General features: G+C 62.2%; 15 protein-coding genes. 7 read left to right on the top strand and 8 right to left on the bottom strand.

The window, feature by feature from the left end:
* From EN906_RS05405 to EN906_RS05375, 7 genes are all read left to right on the top strand, one after another.
* A partial coding sequence (locus tag EN906_RS05405) for a 2-aminoethylphosphonate--pyruvate transaminase (RefSeq protein ID WP_127375093.1) occupies positions 1–770 on the top strand: 770 nt, incomplete at its 5' end.
* A 24-nt stretch (positions 771–794) separates the two neighbouring features.
* Positions 795–2,054 carry a phosphonoacetate hydrolase gene (gene phnA / locus EN906_RS05400; RefSeq protein WP_127266988.1) on the top strand — a complete coding sequence of 420 codons (1,260 nt, stop codon included), beginning with the start codon at positions 795–797 and terminating at the stop codon, positions 2,052–2,054.
* A gap of 224 nt (positions 2,055–2,278) precedes the next feature.
* The gene (gene phnY, locus EN906_RS05395; RefSeq protein WP_127266989.1) at positions 2,279–3,736 is read left to right on the top strand and encodes a phosphonoacetaldehyde dehydrogenase; all 1,458 of its coding nucleotides are present in this window, start codon (positions 2,279–2,281) and stop codon (positions 3,734–3,736) included.
* A 72-nt stretch (positions 3,737–3,808) separates the two neighbouring features.
* Positions 3,809–5,167 (top strand): aspartate aminotransferase family protein, encoded by a 1,359-nt coding sequence (locus EN906_RS05390; protein WP_127266990.1) that lies wholly within the window; start codon positions 3,809–3,811, stop codon positions 5,165–5,167.
* A 399-nt stretch (positions 5,168–5,566) separates the two neighbouring features.
* Positions 5,567–6,592 carry a putative 2-aminoethylphosphonate ABC transporter substrate-binding protein gene (locus EN906_RS05385; RefSeq protein ID WP_127266991.1) on the top strand — a complete coding sequence of 342 codons (1,026 nt, stop codon included), beginning with the start codon at positions 5,567–5,569 and terminating at the stop codon, positions 6,590–6,592.
* 122 nt (positions 6,593–6,714) lie between these two features.
* Positions 6,715–7,848: a putative 2-aminoethylphosphonate ABC transporter ATP-binding protein gene (locus EN906_RS05380; RefSeq protein ID WP_127270136.1), complete on the top strand. Its 1,134-nt coding sequence runs from the start codon at positions 6,715–6,717 to the stop codon at positions 7,846–7,848.
* Positions 7,832–9,844 (top strand): putative 2-aminoethylphosphonate ABC transporter permease subunit, encoded by a 2,013-nt coding sequence (locus tag EN906_RS05375; protein WP_127269441.1) that lies wholly within the window; start codon positions 7,832–7,834, stop codon positions 9,842–9,844. Before EN906_RS05380 ends, EN906_RS05375 begins: the two co-directional genes overlap by 17 nt.
* 27 nt (positions 9,845–9,871) lie before the next feature.
* On the opposite strand, the gene EN906_RS05370 is transcribed toward EN906_RS05375, so the two are convergent.
* The 8 genes from EN906_RS05370 to EN906_RS05335 all read right to left on the bottom strand — a co-directional run.
* Entirely contained in the window at positions 9,872–10,327 is a 456-nt protein-coding gene (locus EN906_RS05370; protein ID WP_164748657.1) for a MaoC/PaaZ C-terminal domain-containing protein, read from the bottom strand.
* Positions 10,324–11,397, bottom strand: coding sequence for a Gfo/Idh/MocA family oxidoreductase (locus tag EN906_RS05365; RefSeq protein ID WP_206517064.1), 1,074 nt, complete (start codon positions 11,395–11,397; stop codon positions 10,324–10,326). The genes EN906_RS05370 and EN906_RS05365 overlap by 4 nt, the downstream gene beginning before the upstream one ends.
* Complete coding sequence (locus EN906_RS05360) at positions 11,393–11,722, bottom strand: L-rhamnose mutarotase (RefSeq protein ID WP_127269444.1); 330 nt, start codon at positions 11,720–11,722, stop codon at positions 11,393–11,395. Before EN906_RS05360 ends, EN906_RS05365 begins: the two co-directional genes overlap by 5 nt.
* 9 nt (positions 11,723–11,731) lie before the next feature.
* A complete protein-coding gene (locus EN906_RS05355) occupies positions 11,732–12,844 on the bottom strand; it encodes a mandelate racemase/muconate lactonizing enzyme family protein (protein WP_127270133.1) in 1,113 nt (370 codons plus the stop codon).
* Between the two features lie 5 nt (positions 12,845–12,849).
* Positions 12,850–13,947 (bottom strand): sn-glycerol-3-phosphate ABC transporter ATP-binding protein UgpC, encoded by a 1,098-nt coding sequence (gene ugpC, locus EN906_RS05350; protein ID WP_127270131.1) that lies wholly within the window; start codon positions 13,945–13,947, stop codon positions 12,850–12,852.
* A gap of 4 nt (positions 13,948–13,951) precedes the next feature.
* A complete protein-coding gene (locus tag EN906_RS05345; protein WP_127267476.1) occupies positions 13,952–14,818 on the bottom strand; it encodes a carbohydrate ABC transporter permease in 867 nt (288 codons plus the stop codon).
* 2 nt (positions 14,819–14,820) lie between these two features.
* A complete protein-coding gene (locus EN906_RS05340) occupies positions 14,821–15,717 on the bottom strand; it encodes a sugar ABC transporter permease (protein WP_023808865.1) in 897 nt (298 codons plus the stop codon).
* 134 nt (positions 15,718–15,851) lie between these two features.
* Positions 15,852–16,796 (bottom strand): extracellular solute-binding protein (locus EN906_RS05335; protein ID WP_127375092.1); only part of this gene is annotated, 945 nt, incomplete at its 5' end.

The raw sequence follows: 16,796 nt of genomic DNA, 5'->3' as shown, positions 1-16,796 counted from the left end.
ACCCTGATATCACCCATGTCATCGCCATCCATTGCGAGACCAGCTCCGGCATCCTCAATCCGGTCGCCGAGATTGCGCAAGCCGTCCATGCCAAGGGTCGCAAGCTGCTGGTCGATTCCATGAGCGCCTTCGGCGCCGTAGCGCTCGACGTCAACGATATCCGCTATGAGGCGATGGTCTCGTCCGCCAACAAGTGCATCGAGGGCGTTCCGGGCTTCGGCTTCATCATCGCCCGCAAGAGCGAGCTGGAGGCTGCCAAAGGCAGGAGCCATTCGCTGTCGCTCGATGTCCACGCCCAGTGGGCGCACCTCAACAAAACCGGCCAGTGGCGCTACACGCCGCCGACGCACGTCGTCGCTGCCTTCCTCGAAGCACTGCGCCAGCACGAGGCCGAAGGCGGCGTCGCCGGCCGTGGCGCTCGCTATACGAGGAACCGCGACGTCATGGTGGCCGGCATGCGCGACCTCGGTTTCGAGACACTGCTCGGGGATCGCTGGCTGTCGCCGATCATCGTCACCTTCTTCAACCCGGCCCATGCCAGTTTCGCCTTCGACCGCTTCTACGATCTGATGAAGGACAAGGGCTTCATCATCTATCCGGGCAAGCTGACCGCCGTCGATAGCTTCCGCGTCGGCTGCATCGGCCAGATGGACGAACATGTCATGCGCCGCGTCGTCGAGGCGGCGGCCTTCTCGCTTCATGAAATGGGCGTCGACACCGCCGCTCCACCCGCCGCGGCACTCGCCGAACGCGCCAAACTCGCCGCCTGAAGCGGCCGATCTCGAGGATATCAGATGAACCAGATGTCTCCCATCAACGTCGCGGTCAACGGCCGCACCTACGCCTGGCCGCGTGTGCCGGCCATCGCCATCTGCCTTGACGGCTGCGAGCCGGCCTATCTCGATGAGGCGATCGAGGCCGGGTTGATGCCGGCGCTGGTCAGGATCAAGCAGAAGGGCACCGTACGTTTTGCGCACTCTGTCATTCCGAGCTTCACCAACCCCAACAATCTGTCGATCGCCACAGGAAGGCCACCGTCGGTGCACGGCATCTGCGGCAACTATCTCTATGAGCGCGAGACCGGCAAGGAAGTGATGATGAATGACCCGCGCTTCCTGCGCGCGCCGACCATTTTCCAGGCCTTCTACGATGCCGGCGCCAAGGTCGCCGTGGTCACCGCCAAGGACAAGCTGCGTGCCTTGCTTGGCAAGGGCCTTGCCTTCGATGAAGGCCGCGCGCTGTGCTTTTCGGCGGAAAAATCCGACACCACCACCAGGGCCGAGCACGGCATCGACAATGCCTCGAAACATTTTGGGCTGCCCGTGCCGGAGGTCTATTCGGCCGAACTGTCGGAATTCGTCTTTGCCGCCGGTGTGCAGCTGCTGAAGGAGTTCCGTCCCGACATCATGTACCTGACGACCACAGACTATGTGCAGCACAAATACGCGCCGGGCGTGCCGCAGGCCAACGCCTTCTACGAGATGTTCGACAAATACCTGACCGAGCTTGATGCGCTTGGCGCGGCGATCGTCGTCACCGCCGACCATGGCATGAAGCCCAAGCACAAGGCGGACGGTTCGCCCGACGTCGTCTATGTCCAGGACCTTCTCGACGAGTGGCTGGGCAAGGACGCCGCCCGCGTCATCCTGCCGATCACCGACCCCTATGTCGTGCATCACGGCGCGCTCGGCTCGTTTGCCACCGCCTATCTGCCTGATGGCGCAGATCAGGCCGGCATCATGGCCCGGCTGGCGAAGATCGACGGCATCATGCTGGTCGTCGACAGCCCGACGGCGTGCGAGCGCTTTGAGCTGCCGGCAGATCGCATCGGCGACATCGTGCTGATCTCGACCGAGAACAAGACGATCGGCACCTCAGAACATCGCCATGACCTGGCGGCTCTGAACGAACCGCTACGGTCGCATGGTGGGCTGACCGAGCAGGAGGTGCCGTTCATCGTCAATCGTGTGCTGCCGGAATTGCCTGATGAACCTGTGTTGAGAAACTTCGACGCCTTTTACTACGCCACAATGGCGGCGGCACTGGCGGGCTGAGCGCTAGTGTCGACCCCCCACTCCGCCTCGCTACGCTCGGCACCTCTCCCCCGATCGACGGGGGAGAGGAAGGCGCCAGGGTTAGCCGCGGCTTAGCCGGGAAACGTGGGGGCGCCGACTTCGCCTGATTTCCTCTCCCCCGTCGATCGGGGGAGAGGTGGCCCGAAGGGCCGGAGTGGGGGTCGACCCCGCGACGTACCCAAGAATCTGCTGGAGCAGAACCCATGACCAAACTCGACCCTTCCATCAAAGTCCGCCACGAGCCGATGCGCATTGCCGGCAAGAAAGTTGATGCCGACGGCGTCGTCGAGGTGCGCTACCCCTGGAACGACACCGTTATCGGCACCGTGCCGGCCGGGCGTGCCGAGCACGCGCGAAAAGCATTCGAGATCGCCGCCAGCTACAAATCGAAGCTGACGCGCTACGAGCGTCAGCAGATCCTGTTCCGCGCCGCCGAGGCATTGGCGTCGCGCCGCGAAGAAATCTCCGATCTCATCACGCTCGAGCTCGGCATCTCCAAGACGGACTCGCTCTATGAGGTCGGCCGTGCCTATGACGTGTTCACGCTGTCGGCGCAGATGTGCATCCAGGATGACGGCCAGATCTTCTCCTGCGACCTCACCCCGCACGGCAAGGCGCGCAAGATCTTCACCACCCGCGAGCCGTTGAAGGCGATCTCGGCGATCACGCCGTTCAACCACCCGCTCAACATGGTCTCGCACAAGGTGGCGCCGGCGATCGCCACCAACAATTGCGTGGTGGTCAAGCCGACCGAATTGACGCCGATGACGGCGCTTCTCCTGGCCGACATTCTCTATGAAGCCGGTCTGCCGCCCGAAATGCTGTCGGTGGTGACCGGCTGGCCCGCAGACATCGGCAACGAGATGATCACCAACGACAATATCGACCTGATCACTTTCACCGGCGGCGTGCCGGTCGGCAAGATGATCGCCCGCACCGCCGGCTACAAGCGCCAGGTGCTGGAACTCGGCGGCAACGACCCGCTGATCATCCTCAACGATCTCTCCGACGAGGATCTGGCCAGAGCCGCGGATCTGGCCGTCGCCGGCGCGACAAAGAACTCCGGCCAGCGCTGCACCGCGGTCAAGCGCATCCTGGTTCAGGAAAGCGTCGCCGACCGCTTCGTGCCGCTGGTGCTGGAGCGGGCGAAAAAAATCCGCTTCGGCGATCCGATGGACCGCTCGACCGACCTTGGCACCGTCGTGCACGAGAAGGCGGCGGCGCTGTTCGAAGCCCGCGTCCACATGGCCGCCGAGCAGGGCGCCGAAATCCTCTACAATCCGGGTCGTCAGGGCGCGTTGCTGCCGCCGATCGTTGTCGATCGCGTTCCTCACACATCCGAATTGGTGATGGAGGAGACGTTCGGCCCGATCATCCCGATCGTTCGCGCGCCGGACGACGATGATGCGCTGATCGCACTGTCCAACTCGACCGCCTTCGGCCTGTCGTCGGGCGTCTGCACCAACTCTTTTCCGCGCATGCAGAAATACATCGCCGGCCTTCAGGTCGGCACCGTCAACATCTGGGAAGTGCCGGGCTACCGCATCGAGATGTCGCCCTTCGGCGGCATCAAGGATTCGGGCAATGGCTACAAGGAAGGCGTCATCGAGGCGATGAAGAGCTACACCAATGTGAAGACATTTTCGCTGCCCTGGTCCTGACCGGGCGGCATTGACGGATAAGACAACCGAGGGAGCGTTCGCCGCTCCCTCATTCGCGTTTCGGAGACCATGATGGCCGCGATCAAAGAGCTTGTGCACACCGAAGGCGATTCCAACACCACAGCGGCTCGCGGCCGATGGGATGCCGGGCAGGACGATCCGCGGATCCGCGGCTTGCTCGATCGCGACGCGGCTGCCTTCATGCACCAGAGTCTGTCCAGCCCCTGCCTTTCGACCATCGCGAAGGCGCAAGGCATCTGGATCGAGGACACCGCTGGCCGCCGCTTCATGGATTTCCACGGCAACAGCGTGCATCACCTCGGCTACGGCCATCCAAGGCTGGTCACGGCGATCAAAAAGCAGCTCGATGAGCTCTGCTTTGCGCCGCGCCGCTTTACCTGCGAGCCCGCCGTCGAGCTGGCGGAGAAGCTGGCGGCATTGGCGCCCGGCGATCTCGGCAAGGTGCTGTTCACCACCGGTGGTTCGGATGCCATCGAGGTCGCGCTGAAGATCGCCCGCGCCGCGACCGGCCGCTTCAAGACGGTGTCGTTCTGGGATGCGTTCCACGGGGCCGGCTTCGGCGCTGCAAGCGTCGGCGGCGAGGCGACCTTCCGCTCGCACATATCAGGCCCGATGATGACCGGCACCGAGCACGTCGCACCCTGGGACGGCTATCGCTGTCCCTATGGCCACGATTCCCTCGAAACCTCGGGGCTCGCTTGCGCCAACATGATCGCCTATGTGCTCGGCCGCGAACAGGACGTGGCGGCGGTCGTCGCAGAACCGATGCGGGCGACGCCCAACCCGCCGCCGCCCGGTTTCTGGAAGCGGGTTCGCGAAGCCTGCGACCGGCACGGCACGCTGCTGATCTTCGACGAGATCCCGACCGGGCTGGGCAAGACGGGAAAATTCTTCGCCCACGAGCATGATGATGTGACGCCCGACATCGTCGTCCTCGGCAAGTCGCTCGGCGGCGGCATCCTGCCGATCGCCGCCGTCATCGCGCGCCGCGACCTCGACGTCACCGGTGGCTTCGCGATCGGCCACTACACCCACGAGAAGAACCCGGTGACGACCCGCGCCGCACTGACGACGATCGACATCATCCTGGAGGAAGGATTGGTCGAACGCGCGGCCGAACTTGGCCGGCACATGCTGGAGCGTATGCAGCACCTGATGGCGCGCTCGCCCCATGTCGGCGACGTCAGGGGCAGGGGACTGATGGTCGGCGTCGAGCTCGTCGAGGATCGCGATACGCGCGAGCCGGCGCGCGATCTCGCCGAACGCGTCTTCTATGCTTGCCTGGGGCAGGGGCTGAGCTTCAAGGTCAGCCAGGGCAATGTGCTGACGCTGTCGCCGCCGCTGGTCATTTCGAAAGCTGATCTCGATCGTGCGCTCGACATCCTCGAGACCGCCGTGCTGGCGGCCTGACCATGAAGGCCGTGCGCACCGACCGCGAGCTCGAATGCCCCGAAATCGACGCGGGCTTGCGGGCGAGGGGGGGCGATCTGGTGGTGACTGTCCGCTCGTCCGACCCGCGTTTGCGGGCACAGACAACGGGCGTTTCGTTCGGCTGACCATAACCGTCTCCGTGCCAATCGTGGGCTTTCGCAAGCGCGAAATAGCGGCCGCAACAGGCATGCGACAGTTCCATGACGACTATCAGTAGAAGTTTGCCTGTCATAAAATAAATAGATTTTACTTATCGATCACCAATCCCCAGAGTTGACCCAACGACGACATCCACAAGCGCTACAGGGCCGCAATGTCCACCGGCGCGATCGTCACAGTGCATCGCAGAATGTGCCAACAATCAAAGGGGAACTGAGCATGAAATCGCGCAACGCAACTATCGCAATGGCCTTCGCCGCGGCATTGATGTCATCCGCCGCCTTTGCCGAAACCTCCGAACTGACAGTCTATACCGCCATTGAAGCCGAAGATCTCGCCCGCTACGCCGAGACTTTCACAAAGAGCCATCCCGACATCAAACTGAACTTTGTCCGCGACTCCACGGGTGTCGTTACCGCCAAGCTGTTGGCCGAAAAGGACAATCCGCAGGCCGACGTTGTCTGGGGCCTTGCCGCTACATCGCTTCTGGTGCTGAAGACCGAAGGCATGCTTGAGCCCTACGCGCCAAAAGGCGTCGAATTGCTCAAGCCGAAGTTTGTCGACAAGGACACGCCACCGGCCTGGGTTGGCATGGACGCCTGGGCGGCTTCGATCTGCTTCAACACCGTGGAGGGCAAAAAGCTTGGCCTCGCCGAGCCGACCAGCTGGAAAGATCTTACCAAGCCGGAATACAAGGGTCACATCGTGATGCCGAACCCGGCCTCGTCCGGCACCGGCTTCCTCGATGTATCGAGCTGGCTGCAGTTGTTCGGCGAGAAGGATGGTTGGGCCTATATGGATGCCCTGCATCAGAATATTGATGCCTACACGCATTCTGGTTCGAAGCCGTGCAAAATGGCCGCCGCCGGTGAAACCGTAATCGGCATCTCGTTCGAGTTCCGCGCCGCGAAATCGAAGAAGGAGGGCGCTCCCCTCGATATCGTCATCCCGTCCGAAGGCATCGGCTGGGACATGGAGGCATCCGCGATCGTTGCGGGAACGAAAAATCTCGAAGCCGCCAAAACGCTGCTCGACTGGTCGATCAGCAAGGAGGCCAACGAGATGTACAATGTAGGTTATGCGGTTCTGGCTATGCCGAATGTCGCCAAGCCGGTCGAATTCCTGCCCGCAGATATCGAGTCCAAGATGATCGACAATGACTTCGAGTGGGCGGCCAACCACCGCAAGGCCATTCTCGACGAGTGGACGAAGCGCTACGACGCCAAGTCTGAGCCCAAGAGCTAGACGCAGAGCATTTCGACAGGGCGCCGTCAGAGCGGCGCCCTTCTCGTAACTCTTCCCGGATGGTCAAAATGAGACACGAACCCGTCGCTGATCTATCGGCAACGCTGGCCGAGGTGCATCCCATGACCGCTGCCGGCAACACGGCTTACCTGCGGATCGAACATCTCTGGAAGGCCTTCGGCGAGTTCCATGCGCTGAAGGACATCTCGCTCGACATCAACGAAGGCGAATTCATCTGCTTTCTCGGCCCTTCGGGTTGCGGCAAGACCACGCTGCTGCGCGCCGTCGCCGGCCTCGACCTGCAGACCAGAGGCGTCGTCCGCCAGGGGGGCAGGGATATCTCAACGCTGCCGCCGTCAAAACGCGACTACGGCATCGTGTTTCAGTCCTACGCGCTGTTTCCCAATCTGACGATTGAAAGGAACATCGCCTTTGGCCTGGAAAACACCAAACGGCCGCGCGCCGAGATCGATGCCCGCGTCAAGGAATTGCTCATGCTGGTCGGCTTGCCCGATCAGGCGAAGAAATACCCAGCGCAGCTTTCCGGCGGGCAGCAGCAGCGCATCGCGCTCGCCCGGGCCATCGCCACCTCGCCCGGCCTGCTTCTGCTCGACGAGCCGCTGTCGGCGCTCGACGCCAAGGTGCGCGTGCACTTGCGCCACGAGATCAAGGGGCTGCAGCGCAAGCTCGGCGTCACCACGATCATGGTTACGCACGACCAGGAAGAAGCATTGTCGTTGGCCGACCGCATTGTAGTCATGAACCATGGCGTCATCGAGCAGGTCGGCAGCCCGACTGAAATCTATCGCCATCCCAGGACGCTGTTCGTCGCCGATTTCATCGGCGAGACCAACAAGTTCGATGCGACGGTAGGAGCAGATTCGGTAGGCTTCGGGACGAAGGCTTTCAGATGCGCGCCGCACAGCTTTGCGAACGGCGAAGCAGTCGTCGCCGCCATTCGACCGGAAGACGTGATTCCACACGGGCCGGGTTCGCGCTCGCCTGGAGCACCCGATGTGGTGAAGACTTCGGAAAACCTGATCGAAGTGACCGTCGGTGAAATGGAATTCCTGGGTTCGTTCTGGCGCACCCGGCTGCGCGGCGGAGAGCTTGGAGACGAGATTCTGATCGCCGATTTCTCGGTCAACGCCACGCGGCGTCTCGGCCTCGCCGAAGGCGGAGCGCTAACGGTGGAACTGCCCGCCGACCGACTGCTTGTCTTCCCGCAAGGAGAGCGCCATGGCGGCGGCAACTGATATCCTGATGCCGTCCGGTCGGGCGCTTCGACAGTCGCTCGACAAGGACGAGTTGATCAAGCGCGGCCTGCTGGTCGTCATCTCGTTCTATCTGGTCCTGTCGCTGGCAGCCCCGCTCTACGTGATGCTGTCGAAATCGTTCTCGACCTACAGCTTCGATCTTGGCGCGTTCGAATTCCAGGTCAGCGACAAGCTCGGCAATTTCGGCGAGCCAGTGACGGCCGCCGCTCTGAACGAGAAACTCGCCGCGGTCCCGCTAGAAAAGCTTGCGACCAGTTCCGATGGTCGGCTGCCGGCCACCAGCTTCTTTCCGGATTTCAGTTTCCGCAGCCCGGTCAAATACAAGGTCCGCGGCACCACCGATGACGCTTATTTCCTGATCGGCACGCAACTCCATCGCGGCACCGAATGGCAGGAAGTCGATTCGAACACCTTTCGGCGCATTATGCTGAGGCCCGCGCGCGAGCTTGGGTTGGACAACTACACAACCTACTTCTCGACGCCAACGCTGTTCCGCTCGATCCAGAACTCCTTCCTGATCGCGCTGATCAGCACCATCATCACGGTCGGCATAGCCTTCGGCTTCGCCTACGCTTTGAACCGAAGCAAGATGCGCTTCAAGGGCCTATTCAGGCTCATCGCCATGGCTCCCATCCTGGTGCCGTCGCTACTGCCCGGCATCGCCCTCATCTATCTGTTCGGCAACCAGGGCCTGTTGAAAAGCGTGCTTGGCGGCATATCGATCTACGGTCCGTTGGGGATTGTCGTCGGCTCGATATTCTTCACCTTTCCCCATGCTCTGATCATTATCTCGACGGCACTGGCGATCTCCGACCAGCGCCAATATGAAGCCGCCGCTTCGCTGCGCGCCAGCAAGTGGCGGACGTTCTGGGTCGTTACCATTCCGGGCGCGCGCTACGGTTTGATCTCCGCGGCGTTTGTCGTGTTTACGCTCGTCATCACCGATTTCGGCTTGCCGAAGGTCATCGGCGGCCAGTTCAACGTGCTCGCCGTCGATATCTACAAGCAAGTGATTGGTCAGCAGAATTTCGAGATGGGGGCGGTGGTCTCGGTCATCTTGCTGATCCCGGCCATCGCCGCCTTCGTCGTCGACCGCCTGGTCCAGCGTAGGCAGGTTTCGCTCCTGTCGGCCCGCTCGGTGCCTTACGAGGCAAAACCCAATCGCCGCTTCGACCTGGTCTGTCTGGCTTATTGCAGCCTGGTCGCGTTGTTCATCGCCGGCATCATCGGCATTTGCCAGTACGCCGCGCTGGTCAAGTTCTGGCCCTACGACCTCAGTCTCAGCCTGAAGAATTTCGCGTTCGGTCGCATGGATGGCGGGGGCTGGGCTTCTTACTACAACTCGATCACGCTCTCGTTGCTGACCGCTGTGTTTGGAACCGTCATCGTCTTCGTCGGCGCTTACATCGTCGAAAAGACCGAAGGCTTCAGGACCGGACGGGCAGCCTTCCACTTCCTCGCCATGCTGCCGATGGCGGTGCCGGGGCTTGTGCTTGGCCTGGCCTATATTTTCTTCTTCAACAATCCGGCCAATCCGCTGCACGCGATCTACGGCACAATGGCGATCCTGGTCGTCTGCACCGTGACGCACTTTTACACGGTCGGTCATTTGACGGCCCTGACGGCGCTGAAGCAGATCGATCGTGAGTTCGAGCCGGTCGCGGCCTCGCTGAAGCAGCCTTTCTATCGCCTGTTCACGCGGGTGACAGTGCCGATCTGTCTGCCGGCAATCCTTGACATCTCGATCTATCTTTTCGTCAACGCCATGACGACGGTTTCCGCGGTGGTCTTCATCTATACAACACACACGGCGCTCGCCTCGGTTGCAGTGCTCAACATGGACGACGCTGGCGACACCGCGCCTGCTGCTGCCATGGGCATGATGATCTTCTACACCAACGCATTCGCGCGGATCATTCACGTGGCTGTTTCGAAAGGTATCCTGAAAAGAACTCAGGGTTGGCGGGTACGATAATGAAATGCTCTAGGACTTTCCCAAGTCTCAGCCCTGCGTCGGCCTGCGTTCGACGATGTAGATGTGGTCGGCCGCCAGCACCACTTCGCCGCGCTGGTTGATCACCTCGCAGCGTTCGATCACCCGTCCCGACCCCGGCCTCTTCGGGTCGTCTTCCCTGGCCGCAATTGTGGTGCGCGTCCGGATCGTGTCGCCGATGAACACCGGCTTGATGAAGCGCAACCGGTCGTAGCCGTAGGAAAAGGCGACAGGGTTGATGACGGTTGCCGTCAGCCCGATGCCGACCGAGAACACCAGCGTGCCGTGCGCGATGCGCTGGCCGAATGGCGTCGTCTTCATGAACTCGGCGTCCATGTGGTGCGGGAAGAAATCGCCGGTGTGGCCGGCATGGACGATGAAGTCGGTCTCGGTGATGGTGCGGCCGCTGGTCAGGCGCGACGCGCCAATCTCATAGTCTTCGAAATACTGTATCTGTTCCATCAGGGTCTTTCCGCGATCGGCGTCGCCGGTGCCGCACTCGACTGATACGCCGCCTCGACCAGCGCCATCGTGCTCCAGGCATCCTCGACCGGACTGATCAACATAGCATCTTCTCCGGTGGCAAAACGCTGGACATTGGCCATGCGGCCGACGAAGGCGTCTGGAAACCACTCGCCGGCCAAGGGCACCGCGACCCAGTCCGTTCCACCCTTGGGGTAAATCTCCAGCACATCCGGCTCACCTGTGGGATAATCGAGGTTGAGACCCAGCTTGAGATAGGCGGCACCTTCTGTGCCGCAGATGCGGAACTCGCAGGCCTGGTGCCGGCGGCCGAACTTATGGTCGTGGTTGATCGACAGCGCGCAGCGCACGGTGTCGCCATAGTCGAGAATGGCGCTGGTGCGCGTCTGCGCCACGGCATGGTTGGGATGGCCGAGCGTCTTGGCGTGCACACCCTTGGGGTCGCCGAGCAATTGCCTGATCAGGTCGAGATAGTGGATCGAATGCATGGCGATCTCGACGCGCGGCGCCTTGAGCAGGAATTCCCAAAGCTGCCATGGTGTCGCCAGCGCCAGCCAGGCGTCGAAGTCGACGATCTCGCCGAGCCAGCCCTTGCCGATAGCACCCTTGAGCGCCAGCATCATCGGCGCGAAGCGCAATTGGAAGTTCACCGCTGCGTGCAGCTTCCGGGCACGGCAGATCTCGAGGATCGCGGTCGCCTCGGCAAGATTGCTGCCCATCGGCTTCTGGATCAGCGCCACTGCGCCATCAGGCAAGGACTTCAGCACATCGGCATGACGCGACGGCGGGGTGGCAAGATCGAAGATCGCGCCCTCGACGGCAGCAGCTTCTTCGACCGAGCCAAAGGCCGTCACGCCCCATTGGCTGGCCAGTTTTTCAGCCCTGGCGTGGTCGGGATCATAAAGCCCGGCTACTGGAAAGCCGGCCTTCCTGTAGGCCGGGAAATGCGCGTCGCCGACGATCGATCCGGCGCCGAAAGTGACGATCGGCCGGGGTTTTGAGGGTTTTGGCCAGGATTGAACGAGCAAGGCAGGGTCGAAACCGCCTTCAATCATGATGGAAGACCTCGTCCATCTCGGCCCACCACTCGCCCTCTTTGCGCGTCGCCAGCGGCTCCTGGCATGGCATGCAGACCGCCCACCATTCCTGCGTCTTCGGATCGGCCGCCATCTTCGCCATGTCGGCTTCGTAGTCGCTGCCGTGATATTCGAAAGTGCTGAACAGCAGGTTCTCCGGCCGCTTCAGGTAGATCGAATAATTCTTGATGTTGCAGGCGGAGATCATGGCCAGCACGTCGGGCCAGACGGCGGCATGGAGGCGGACATACTCATCGACCTTTTCCGGCTTCAGTCGCAGAACCATCCCCATCCGCTGCATGCCCGTCTCCTATTTCGTGATCGCCGTGGTGAATTCGGCGATGCTCATGGCCTTGACCGCGTCCCAGTCCCAATCGATGCCGATGCCCGGCTCGTCGGGCGCCAGCGCCTGGCCATCCTCGATCCGCAGGCGCTTGCCGGTCAACTGGTCGAGCTGCGGAATGTACTCGACGTATCGGCCGTTCTGAACAGCGCAGGTCAGGCTGACATGCAGTTCCATCAGGAAATGCGGGCAGACCGGAATGTCGAAGGCCTCCGCCGCGTGCGCGATCTTGAGCCAGGGCGTGATGCCGCCGATGCGGCCGACATCGACCTGCACGATCGAGCAGGCGCCTTTCTGCATGTATTCGCGAAAATGGCGAATGGAATAGAGCGACTCGCCGATCGCGATCGGCGTCGGCGTCGAGTTCGACAACCGCACATGTCCGTCAATATCGTCGGCCGGCAGCGGCTCCTCGATCCAGGCGAGGTCGAGTTCGCGCAACCTCGCGGCGCGCCGGATCGCCTCGTCGATCGAAAATCCCTGATTGGCGTCGGTCATGATCTCATAGCCGTCGCCGACAGCCTTGCGCACCGCCGACAGGCGCGCAAGATCCTCCGACCCGTGCGGCCTGCCGATTTTCACTTTCGAGCCGCGAAAGCCCTTCGCCTTGGCGGCTAGCGCATCGTCAACCAGCGCCTGCGTCTCGATGTGCAGCCAACCGCCTTCGGTCGTGTAGAGCGGGCAGCGATCCTTGGCACCGCCGGCCAGTTTCCACAGCGGCAGGTTCTGTTTCTTGGCCCGCAGATCCCATAGTGCCGTGTCGATCGCCGCGATCGCTATAGCGGTGATCGCGCCAATCGTGGTGGCATGCGTGGCGAATTCGAGATCGTGCCAGATCGCCTCGATCATGTCGGGGTCGCGGCCGATCAGGCGCGGCACCAGATGGTCTGACAAAAGCCGCATCACCGACGAGCCGCCGGTGCCGATCGTGTAGCTGTAGCCGGTGCCGACCGCGCCGTCGGAATCGGTGATGGTCACGATCGGCGTTTCCTGGCTGACGAAGCTCTGGATGGCGTCGGTGCGTTTGACCTTGGGCACAAGGTCCACCATCCGAAGGTCGACTTTCTCGATTCTGGTCATGCCGATCAGCTCCGCAATGTCTTTCCGGTCTCAGTGGCAAACAGATGCGCCTGCGACATGTCGAGGCTCATGGCGACGCGCTCGCCCGGCCGGAGTGGCCTCGGGTTCAGCATGCGCGACACCCAGTCCGTACCGTTGAATTCGACGAACACCAGCGTCTCGTTCCCGAGCGGTTCGGTAACGGTGATCGGCAGTTCGATCTGGTGGACGTCTGCCGCGCCACCGGAACTGATGCCATGGCCGGTTGGATAGATGTCGTCCGGCCGTAGCCCGAACACAACCTTGTCGCCGGTCGTGACATTGGCCTTGAACTGAGCGGGCAGCGGCAGCTTTTCGCCGTTGGCGAAAACCATCTGGCCGTCATCGATCGTGGCCTCGTGCAAATTCATCGGCGGCGAACCGATGAAGCCGGCAACGAAGCGGGTTGCCGGCCGCCGAAAGACCTCGTCGGGCGTGCCGACCTGTTCGATATGGCCGTCGCGCATGATGACGATGCGATCGGCCAGCGTCATTGCTTCGACCTGGTCGTGGGTGACGTAGATCACCGTCGACTGCACCTTGGCATGCAGCTTCTTGATCTCGGTGCGCATCTGCGTGCGCAATTTGGCGTCGAGATTCGAAAGCGGCTCGTCGAACAGGAAGACGTCAGGATCGCGCACGATGGCGCGGCCCATGGCGACGCGCTGGCGCTGACCGCCGGACAGTTGTGAGGGGCGGCGATCGAGCAACGTGTCGAGGCCGAGGATGGCCGAGGCTTCGGCGACACGGCGCTCCATGTCTTCCTTGGCGGCACCTGCGATCTTCAGAGAGAAGCCGAGATTTTCGCGCACCGTCATGTGCGGATAGAGCGCGTAGGACTGGAACACCATCGAAATGTTGCGCGAGCGTGGCGGCAGGTCGTTGACGATGCGCCCGCCAATCTCTATCGAGCCGGCGCTGATCTCTTCCAGCCCGGCGATCATCCGCAGCGTCGTCGACTTGCCGCAGCCGGAGGGGCCGACCAGCGCGATGAATTCGCGGTCGGCGATGTCGAGATCGATGCCGTGCACGATCCCGACAGCGCCGTAGCGCTTGGTCAGCTTGGTGAGGGTAACGGTTGCCATGGTATCAGCCTTTCACCGCGCCGGAGGTCAGGCCGCCGACAAGGTGTTTCTGGACGACGTAGGTGAGGGTGAGCGCCGGGATGATCATCACCACGGCCAGCGCGCACATGCCGCGCCAATCGATGGTGAACTCGGCCGTGTAATCGAGCAGGCCGACCGGCAGCGTCTTGGCGCTCACCGAACGGGTCAGCTGCGAGGCCAGAGCGAACTCATTCCAGCAGGTCAGGAAGGCGAAGATCGCGGCCGACGCGATGCCCGGCCCGGCAAGCGGGAACTCGACCTGCCAGAACGCCTGCCAGCGCGTGCAGCCATCGATCTGCGCGGCCTCCGCGAGGTCCTTGGGCACCTGACGGAAGAAGCCGTCGATCAGCCAGATCGTGAACGGCACGTTGAGCGCGACATAGGCAAGGATAAGCCCGAAATGGGTGTCGATGATGCCAAGCCGCACATAGAGGAAAAACAGCGGCAGCGAGAGCGCAATGCCCGGCACGGTGCGCGTCAGCATCAGCCCGAGGAAGACGCTCGATTTGCCGCGGAAGCGGTAGCGCGCGAACGCATAGCCGCCGGCCATGCCGATGGCCACTGCAATGACCGTCGAGGTCACCGAGATGATCAACGAGTTGCGGAAATATTCGATCACTGGAATGCCGCCTTTGCCGATACCGCTGAACATGGCGACGTAGGCGTCGAACGAAATCTCCTGCGGGATCCAGACCGGCGGCTTGGCCATGATCTCGACCGCCGGCCGCAGCGACGAGAGGACGATCCACAGGCCCGGCAGGCAGATCGTCAGCATCGCCAGGAACAGGCCAATGCGATAGACGATGCCCAGCAGCCGGCGCTTCAGGCGGGCGGAAGAATTCTCGTCCATCTTCACCACTCCGCACCAATCTGCGTGCGCGCCGCGGCGAGCTTGTTGAAGAAGTAGACGGTGAAGGCGATCGACAGCAGGATCGAGAAATAGGCCATGGCGTTGGCCATGCCCATGCGCCCGTCGCTGTAGGCGGTGCGGGCCACCAGAGTCCATAGCAGTTCGGTGCGGCCCGCCGGTCCGCCATCGGTCATGATCTTGACGATGTCGTAGGCGCGCGCCACGTCGAGCGAACGGATAGTCATGGCTATGTAGGCGAAAGGCATGACGAACGGCCACGTCACATAGCGGAATGTCTGCCACGGCGTGCAGCCGTCGACACGCGCCGCCTCGATCGGCTCCTTGGGCATGGCGAGTAGGCCGGCGAGGATCAGGATGGCGAAGATCGCCGTCGACGACCAGATCTCGGCGATCGAAATGGCGATGAAGGCGAGATGGCCCTCGATCAGCCACGGAATGGCGTCTTGCGTAATGCCGAGCGACTGCAGCGCATTGTTCACCAGGCCGATATTGTCGTTGAACATGAACTTGAACTGGAAGCCGACGAGGATCGGCGAGAACATCATCGGAAACATCATCAGCGTGCGCAGGATGCGCTGGCCGCGTGTCGCTTTCTCGACCAGCATGGCAAGCCCAAGGCCGAGCAGCATTTCGAGATTGAGCGCGATGGTCAGCAGCAGCACCGTGCGGCCGAACGCCCACCAGAAATCGGTGTTGGACAGGATCGAAAGATAGTTCCGGATGCCGATGAAGACGTAGAACGTTTCGGGCCGCGTCAGGCGGAACGGCGTGAAGCTGGAGTAAAGGGACAACAGCAACGGCACAACGACAACCGCCGCCAGCACGATCATGGCCGGAAGCAGCAGCAGGAATGGCGCGGATGGCTTGAAGCCCTTCATCAGAATCCTTGAGGTGTTTGCATTTGGACGGCGGTGCGTGGGCCGGGGGCGATGGGTTAGCGCAAACCGCTGGCCGCGAAAACGCGATCGCCTCCCCCATTTCTGGTGGGGGAGGCAGCCCTGGGAGCCCGTTTCTAGAGCTTGCCGGCGTCCTGGAGGATTTGCGTCGCCTTGGCGGCTGCATCGTCCAGTGCCTGCTTGGAGGTCTTGTCGCCGAGGATCGCCGCCTGCAACTCGGGATAGACGGCGTTCGAGATCTCGATCCATTCAGGCGTCTGCGGCACGGCAAACGCGTGCTTGGCCTCTTCCTGGAAGGCGGTAAGAACCTCCTTCTTGTAAGGATCGTTTTCGGCCTGCTTTAAAACCCAGTCCCACACTGCGGTACGGGTCGGCAGCGGCCCGGCGGCGGCCTCGAGCTTCTGGCTGTCTTCGTTGGTCAGCCACCACACCAGGGAAGCCGCGGCCTCCTTGTTGGGGCAGTTCTCGGTCACCGAGAAGCCATGGAAACCGGACCAGCCGGTGCGCTTGCCGGACGAGCCCTTCGGCGCGACCTTGACGCCGACATTGCCGGCGACCTTCGACGACTTCGGGTCGTTGAAGAAACCGGCCCAGCCCGGCCAGTCGAGGTTGATAGCGACGGTGCCGGACGCAAAGCCCTGGCCGAGATCGTCCCAGAGGTAGTTGGTCGTGCCGGCCGGTACGGCCTTGGCCTTGTAGAGGTTGACGAACCAGTCGAGCGCCCGGATGCCGGCGTCGGAATTGAAGACCGGCTTGCCATCCTTGTCGAGATACTCGCCGCCTTCAGCGACAACCATCTCGTAGAAGCGGCCGTTGATCGCCTCTTCTTTGCCGGCGAACTGCGTGCCGTAGAAATTGGGTGGGTTGGCGAAGAACTGGGCTTGGTCGGTCACTTCCTTCCAGGTGTCCGGCGGCACCAGATCATAGCCGTATTTCGCCTTGAACTTGGTCTTGTTGTCGGCGTTCTCGTACAGGCTCTTCTGGTAGTAGAGCGCCGAAACGTCGAACTGCGCACGCGGCAGCATCTCCAGCTTGCCGTCGATGGTTGCGGACGTGAGCGT

The sequence above is a fragment of the Mesorhizobium sp. M7A.F.Ca.CA.004.06.1.1 genome (assembly GCF_003999135.1).
Taxonomy (GTDB): Bacteria; Pseudomonadota; Alphaproteobacteria; order Rhizobiales; family Rhizobiaceae; genus Mesorhizobium.
The sequence above is the reverse complement of the archived record's forward strand: the minus strand, read 5'-3'. Positions and strand labels throughout refer to the sequence as shown.

Coding starts and splice junctions, on each gene's coding strand:
- EN906_RS05345 (WP_127267476.1), bottom strand. CDS start 14,818: ATGGACGAGAATTCTTCCGCCCGCCTGAAGCGCCGGCTGCTGGGCATC.
- EN906_RS05375 (WP_127269441.1), top strand. CDS start 7,832: ATGGCGGCGGCAACTGATATCCTGATGCCGTCCGGTCGGGCGCTTCGA.
- phnY (WP_127266989.1), top strand. CDS start 2,279: ATGACCAAACTCGACCCTTCCATCAAAGTCCGCCACGAGCCGATGCGC.
- phnA (WP_127266988.1), top strand. CDS start 795: ATGAACCAGATGTCTCCCATCAACGTCGCGGTCAACGGCCGCACCTAC.
- EN906_RS05385 (WP_127266991.1), top strand. CDS start 5,567: ATGAAATCGCGCAACGCAACTATCGCAATGGCCTTCGCCGCGGCATTG.
- EN906_RS05380 (WP_127270136.1), top strand. CDS start 6,715: ATGACCGCTGCCGGCAACACGGCTTACCTGCGGATCGAACATCTCTGG.
- EN906_RS05390 (WP_127266990.1), top strand. CDS start 3,809: ATGGCCGCGATCAAAGAGCTTGTGCACACCGAAGGCGATTCCAACACC.
- EN906_RS05360 (WP_127269444.1), bottom strand. CDS start 11,722: ATGCAGCGGATGGGGATGGTTCTGCGACTGAAGCCGGAAAAGGTCGAT.
- EN906_RS05355 (WP_127270133.1), bottom strand. CDS start 12,844: ATGACCAGAATCGAGAAAGTCGACCTTCGGATGGTGGACCTTGTGCCC.
- ugpC (WP_127270131.1), bottom strand. CDS start 13,947: ATGGCAACCGTTACCCTCACCAAGCTGACCAAGCGCTACGGCGCTGTC.
- EN906_RS05340 (WP_023808865.1), bottom strand. CDS start 15,717: ATGAAGGGCTTCAAGCCATCCGCGCCATTCCTGCTGCTGCTTCCGGCC.